Annotated in this window: 7 protein-coding genes; 5 read left to right on the top strand and 2 right to left on the bottom strand. The window is 38.6% G+C overall.

Annotated elements, in window-relative coordinates:
• Positions 1–1,306: transcription termination factor Rho (gene rho / locus BZK24_RS07960; protein WP_077657103.1), on the bottom strand; the 1,306-nt coding region annotated here is incomplete at its 3' end.
• A gap of 264 nt (positions 1,307–1,570) precedes the next feature.
• On the opposite strand from rho, the gene rpmE reads away from it, so the two are divergent.
• Genes rpmE through BZK24_RS07935 form a run of 5 tightly spaced genes read left to right on the top strand, consistent with a single transcriptional unit; the run spans position 1,571 to position 5,163 of the window.
• Positions 1,571–1,774 (top strand): 50S ribosomal protein L31, encoded by a 204-nt coding sequence (gene rpmE, locus BZK24_RS07955; RefSeq protein WP_000715281.1) that lies wholly within the window; start codon positions 1,571–1,573, stop codon positions 1,772–1,774.
• Positions 1,775–1,798: 24 nt separating this feature from the next.
• Complete coding sequence (gene rsmI, locus BZK24_RS07950) at positions 1,799–2,662, top strand: 16S rRNA (cytidine(1402)-2'-O)-methyltransferase (RefSeq protein ID WP_077657102.1); 864 nt, start codon at positions 1,799–1,801, stop codon at positions 2,660–2,662.
• A gap of 12 nt (positions 2,663–2,674) precedes the next feature.
• Positions 2,675–3,358, top strand: a complete 684-nt coding sequence (rlmB, locus tag BZK24_RS07945) for a 23S rRNA (guanosine(2251)-2'-O)-methyltransferase RlmB (RefSeq protein WP_001149316.1) — start codon at positions 2,675–2,677, stop codon at positions 3,356–3,358.
• Between the two features lie 12 nt (positions 3,359–3,370).
• A complete protein-coding gene (locus BZK24_RS07940; protein WP_077657101.1) occupies positions 3,371–4,345 on the top strand; it encodes a sialidase in 975 nt (324 codons plus the stop codon).
• Positions 4,342–5,163, top strand: a complete 822-nt coding sequence (locus tag BZK24_RS07935; RefSeq protein WP_000792819.1) for a hypothetical protein — start codon at positions 4,342–4,344, stop codon at positions 5,161–5,163. Before BZK24_RS07940 ends, BZK24_RS07935 begins: the two co-directional genes overlap by 4 nt.
• A gap of 70 nt (positions 5,164–5,233) precedes the next feature.
• Here BZK24_RS07935 and BZK24_RS07930 read toward each other — a convergent pair.
• Positions 5,234–5,663, bottom strand: a 430-nt coding sequence (locus BZK24_RS07930) for a hypothetical protein (RefSeq protein ID WP_143424398.1), incomplete at its 5' end; no start/stop codon positions are given.

Genomic DNA, 5,663 nt, shown 5'->3' with positions numbered 1-5,663 from the left:
CTGCAACAAATTGGTATTCTTCATTATCCTTAGTTTGTTGCATTTTAGAATACACAAAGCTTAAGGCTTCTATATCATCCATTTGTTGCATCACATTCCTTAAAACCCACACTTTAGTCAAGCGGTCTTTGCCAAGTAAGATATTATCTTTTCGTGTGCCGGATTTTAAAATATCAAAGGCTGGGTAAATGCGCCTGTCCGCAATATTCCTTGCTAAAACGATTTCGCTATTCCCGGTGCCTTTAAATTCTTCAAAAATCACCTCATCCATTCTAGATCCCGTTTCAATCAACGCAGTAGCGATAATCGTCAAGCTCCCGCCTTCTTCAATATTCCTTGCGGCTCCAAAAAAGCGCTTGGGCCTGTGCAAGGCGTTCGCATCCACGCCCCCACTTAAAACCTTACCGCTTGAGGGTGTTACGGCGTTATACGCTCTGGCTAAACGGGTGATAGAATCCAATAAAACCACCACATCTTTGCCCATTTCCACTCGCCTTTTAGCCCTTTCTAAGACTAATTCAGCGATTCTTATGTGGTTATTAGCGGGTAAATCAAAAGTGGAGCTAAAAACTTGACCCTTAACGCTTCGTTGCATATCCGTAACTTCTTCAGGGCGCTCATCCACTAAAAGGATGATCAGCTCCACTTCAGGGTGGTTAGAAGTGATGCCTTGGGCGAGCTCTTTCATCAGCTCTGTTTTCCCGGTTCTTGGTGGCGCAACGATCAAAGCCCTTTGACCTTTCCCCACAGGGCTGAATAAATCCAACATTCTGCCGGTAACTTTAGTGGGTTCGTATTCTAATTTGATTTGTTCATCAGGGAATAGGGGGGTTAGATTGTCAAATAAGGGGCGGTTTCTAATCTCATCTGAAGGCGAGTAATTGATAGCCTCCACTTTTAAAAGGGCGTAGTATTTTTCCTGGTCTTTGGGGGATCGCACTTGACCGGTAACAATATCGCCATTCCTTAAAGCAAAACGCCTGATTTGAGAAGGGCTGACATAAGTGTCGTTATGTCCGTCCGAAAAACTCCCATCAAACCCTCTTAAAAAGCCATAGCCATCAGGCATGATTTCTAAAATCCCGGTAAAAAGAATGTATCCGCCTTGCGTAACTTGGGTTTTTAAAATTTCAAACATCAAGTCTTGTCGTTTGAATTCTTGGGGGTTTTCCACTTTGAGCTTGTTAGCGATTTCTAAAAGCTTTTCAGTAGGGTAGGCGCGTAAATCTTCAATGTGATAACCGCTCACTGGCGTGTGGGTTTTAACCTTGTGCGAACTTTTGTGCGTAGGCGCGTTTTCGTTCATTAAATTTCCTTTTAATTAAAAAGAGATTTCTAGTTGTTTCAATTAAGATAAAAGTACAAAAAGCTAAAGCATTCTTAAAGAATTAGTGTAATCAAAAGATGCTAATAAGTGGCACATGCCACAAGCGTTGAATTTCGTAATGCTTCGTTATGCTATCATAATTTTTTTAACAAAGTCAAATTTTATTTTAACTTTAGAGTGGTTTTAATCTATTGTTACTTATGCTATAATTTTAAGTTTAAATTTAAAAATAAAGGATACTTGATGAAAAAAGGCATTCACCCCGAATATATCCCATGCAAAGTTACTTGCGTAACGAGTGGGAAAGAAATTGAAGTTTTAAGCACCAAGTCTGAAATGCGTATTGATATTTCTAGCTTTTGCCACCCTTTCTATACCGGTAGCGATAAAATCGCTGACACTGCAGGGAGAGTAGAGAAATTCAAGCAACGCTACAATTTGAAGTAACTCTTTTAAAAAGCGTGGCTTTTTGTGCTGTATTTTTTGCCCACTCCTATAGGTAATCTCGCTGACATTACGCTACGCACACTAGAAGTTTTAGAGCGTTGCGAGATTTTTTTATGCGAGGATACAAGGGTGAGTAAGAGGTTGTTGCACTTGCTCGCACAAAACCCTATTATCAGCCATTCTTTCCCAAATATCGCTGCTAAAAAAAGGGAGTTTATCGCTTTCCATTCGCATAATGATCAGGAATTTTTAAACCAAATAGAGCCTTCTTTTTTTGACAAAGAAATCGCTGTGATGAGCGATGCAGGCATGCCAAGTTTGAGCGATCCAGGCATGAGTTTAGCCGCTTACGCTTTAAAACACAACATTCAATACGATGTTTTGCCTGGGGCTAACGCACTCACTACGGCGTTTTGCGCGAGCGGGTTTTTAGAAGGGCGGTTTTTTTATGCTGGCTTTTTACCTCATAAGAGTAAGGAAAGGCGCTTAAAAATCGCTAAAATTTTAAACGCTTTAGCGTATTTAGAAGAAAAAACCCCGGTGGTTTTTTATGAAAGCCCGCACCGATTGTTAGAGACTTTAAAGGATTTAAACGATTTGGCTCAAGGCATGCATTTGTTTGCGGCTAAAGAGCTTACCAAACTCCACCAGCAGTATTATTTAGGAGAAATTTCTCAAATCATAGAGCGGTTGCAAAAAAGCAATATCAAAGGGGAGTGGGTTTTAGTGCTTTTGAATGAGAAAAAAATAGAGCCTTGCATGGGGCTATCGGCGTTATTGGAGTTGGATTTACCTCCTAAAATTAAGGCTAAAATGGAAGCCGCTATGACGCAAAAAAACGCTAAAGAGCTTTATTTCCAACGTTTGTTAGAAGAAAAAAATCAATAAAAGGGGTTTAGCATGCAAGCAGTGATTTATGGCAAGCAGGTGATTATGCACCTTCTAAACTCTCATCAAGAAAAATTGCAAGAAATCTATCTTTCTAAAGAAATAGATAAAAAGCTTTTTTTCGCGCTCAAAAAAGCATGCCCTAATATCATCAAAGTAGATAATAAAAAAGCGCAAAGCTTGGCTAAGGGGGGGAACCATCAAGGGGTTTTAGCTAAAGTAGAACTGCCATTAGCCGCTTCTTTAAAAGAAATTAAAAAAGCTCAAAAACTTTTGGTGCTTTGTGGCATTACGGATGTGGGGAATATTGGGGGGATTTTTAGGAGCGCGTATTGCTTAGGAATGGATGGCGTTATTTTAGATTTTGCTAAAGAATTGGCTTATGAGGGGATTGTGCGATCCAGCTTGGGGCTTATGTATGATTTGCCTTTTAGCGTTATGCCTAACACGCTGGATTTAATCAATGAATTGAAAACGAGCGGGTTTTTATGTTTGGGCGCGAGTATGCAAGGCTCTAGCCAAGTAGAAAATCTGTCCTTAAAAAAATGCGCTCTTTTTTTGGGGAGCGAGCATGAGGGGTTGTCTAAAAAAATCCTTTCTAAAATGGATACTATATTGGGTGTAAAGATGCGAAGAAATTTTGATTCGCTCAATGTGAGCGTGGCAGCAGGGATCTTAATGGATAAAATCAACTAGGTGGTCAATTGAATGGAACAGAATAAAAAAAGTTTAGAAAATTTAGATCTTTCTGATGTTCAAAACGTTTCTAAAGATATTTCTGGTGCGGCATTAGAAGAATTATCGCTTAAAAATTTAGATAAAAATTTGCAAATTTTAAGAGAAGTTGGAGTGGCAGAAATTTGCAAAGCGACTAAAATCGCTTCTAAAAATATCCATTCTATCTTGGAAAAACGCTATGAGTCTTTATCAAGGGTGCATGCTAGGGGTTTTATACAGATTTTAGAGCGCGAGTATAAAATTGATTTGAGCGCATGGGTGAAAGAATTTGACAAAGTGTGTGTTTTTAAAGAGGGCGTGGGAGAAGAGCAAAAACAAGAAACAAGCCCTGAAGAAACAGCAAAAAAACCCCTTAAGGTTGAATTGGATTACAGCATCAATCAAGCCAATACTTCATTATCCAAAAAGTCTTCCAAATGGAAACCCTTTGTTATCGTTTTAGGGGTGGTTGTCATTATTTTAGTGGTCGTTATCATTCAAAACAGCTCTTCTTTAAAAGAAGAAAGAGGGCAAGAAAGCGCTATTAAATCCGGCACTAAAAAGAGTTCTTTCAATGAAGCTAATCCTACAGAAGAAAATAAGCCAGAGCCAACGCCTAAACCAAAAGAAAAACAAGAAAAACAAACAGAACACGACAAGCAAGGAAAAGAAGCGATCAAAGAAAATCCTAATACCATTTATATTATCCCTAAACGAGATATTTGGGTAGAAGTGATTGATTTGGATGAGAAAAAAAACTCCTTTCAAAAGGTTTTTAAAAAAAATTATTCTTTAGAAACCAAAAACCACCGCTTGTTGTTGCGTTTTGGGCATGGGCATCTTAGTCTTAAAAACAACCATCAAGAACAAGATTATAACGACAGCAAAACTAGGCGGTTTTTATACGAGCCAAATAAAGGCTTAACGCTCATCAACGAGGCCCAATACAAAGAACTCCAGCAATGAAAAACCTTTTTTTAGCTTTTATTGTTGGGGGAATGCTTTTAAACGCTGACGCTTTAAACGATAAGGTTGAGAATTTAATGGGGGAGCGAGCTTATCAGGTGAACAAGCTTTTTTTAGAGCGTTTGTTTAAAAATCGTAAGGATTTCTATGTGATGGGGCGTTTGGATTCCTTGAAACTGCTCAACACTCTCAAAGAAAACGGGCTTTTGTCTTTTAATTTTGACAAGCCAAGCATGTTGAAAATCACTTTCAAGGCTTCAAGCAATCCCCTAGCGTTTGCCAAAAGCATCAATAATTCTTTGAACATGATGGGGTATTCGTATGTTTTGCCTATTAAAATGCAAAGCTCTTTGGGCGAGAATGTTTTTTCATACGAGCTTAAAACGGAATATGTTTTAGACCCTAACATTTTGATAGAGACGATGAAAAGGCATGGTTTTGATTTTGTGGATATTAGGCGCATATCCTTGAAAGAGTGGGAATACGATTTTTCTTTACAAGAAGTCAAGCTCCCTAATGCGAGAGCTTTAGTTTTGAGCAGCGATCCTGTGGAGTTTAAGGAAGCGAGTGGGAAATACTGGCTGAGCGTGAATCAAAACGCGTATTTAAAAATAAGCTCTAATAACCCTTTGTGGCAACCCAAAATCATTTTTTATGATGAAAACTTAAAGATCATTCAAATCATTGCTAAAGAAAACAGACAACAAGAAATCGCTCTTAACTTGCTTGATGGCGTGCGTTTTATCCATATCACTGACGCGAAAAACCCTATCATTTTAAAAAATGGGATCAGCGTGGTTTTTGATGCGATGCCTTAAGTAGGGGTAACCCTTATCCAATTGATTGGAATATAAGAAAATGCGCTTTTAGACTTAAAAAAAGAGAGCCTTAATAATAGCGATCCACCCAATATTTACCAAAAAAAATCTTTTGTATCACACAGCCCACCAATAGATCAGCTCCCGCTTCTATAAAAAAGACAGCCCACCAATTAATGAAACCAAACCATACAAAAAACAAATGCGCTGGTAAAGCGCCAAGCAATAGTGAAACGCCGCTCACAATAGAAATTCCAAAGCGGGTTTTAAGGATTTTACTTTTTTTGCCAAACGCCATGTCTGCTACAAATTCCCCACTAAAAGAAATCAAAAACCACCAAATCAAATGTTCAGGCATCAATAACCAAGCAACTGCACTACTTCTATTAACCGCTGTAATGACAAGAAGTGAGAAAAAATACACGCTTGCAGATGCAAAATGCCTACCCCTATCCCTTAAAGACCAATTCCTAGAAAAGCGGCTTTTGATTTTTTCATAT

The sequence above is a fragment of the Helicobacter pylori genome, from assembly GCF_001998165.1.
Taxonomy (GTDB): Bacteria; Campylobacterota; Campylobacteria; order Campylobacterales; family Helicobacteraceae; genus Helicobacter; species Helicobacter pylori_DL.
The sequence above is the reverse complement of the archived record's forward strand: the minus strand, read 5'-3'. Positions and strand labels throughout refer to the sequence as shown.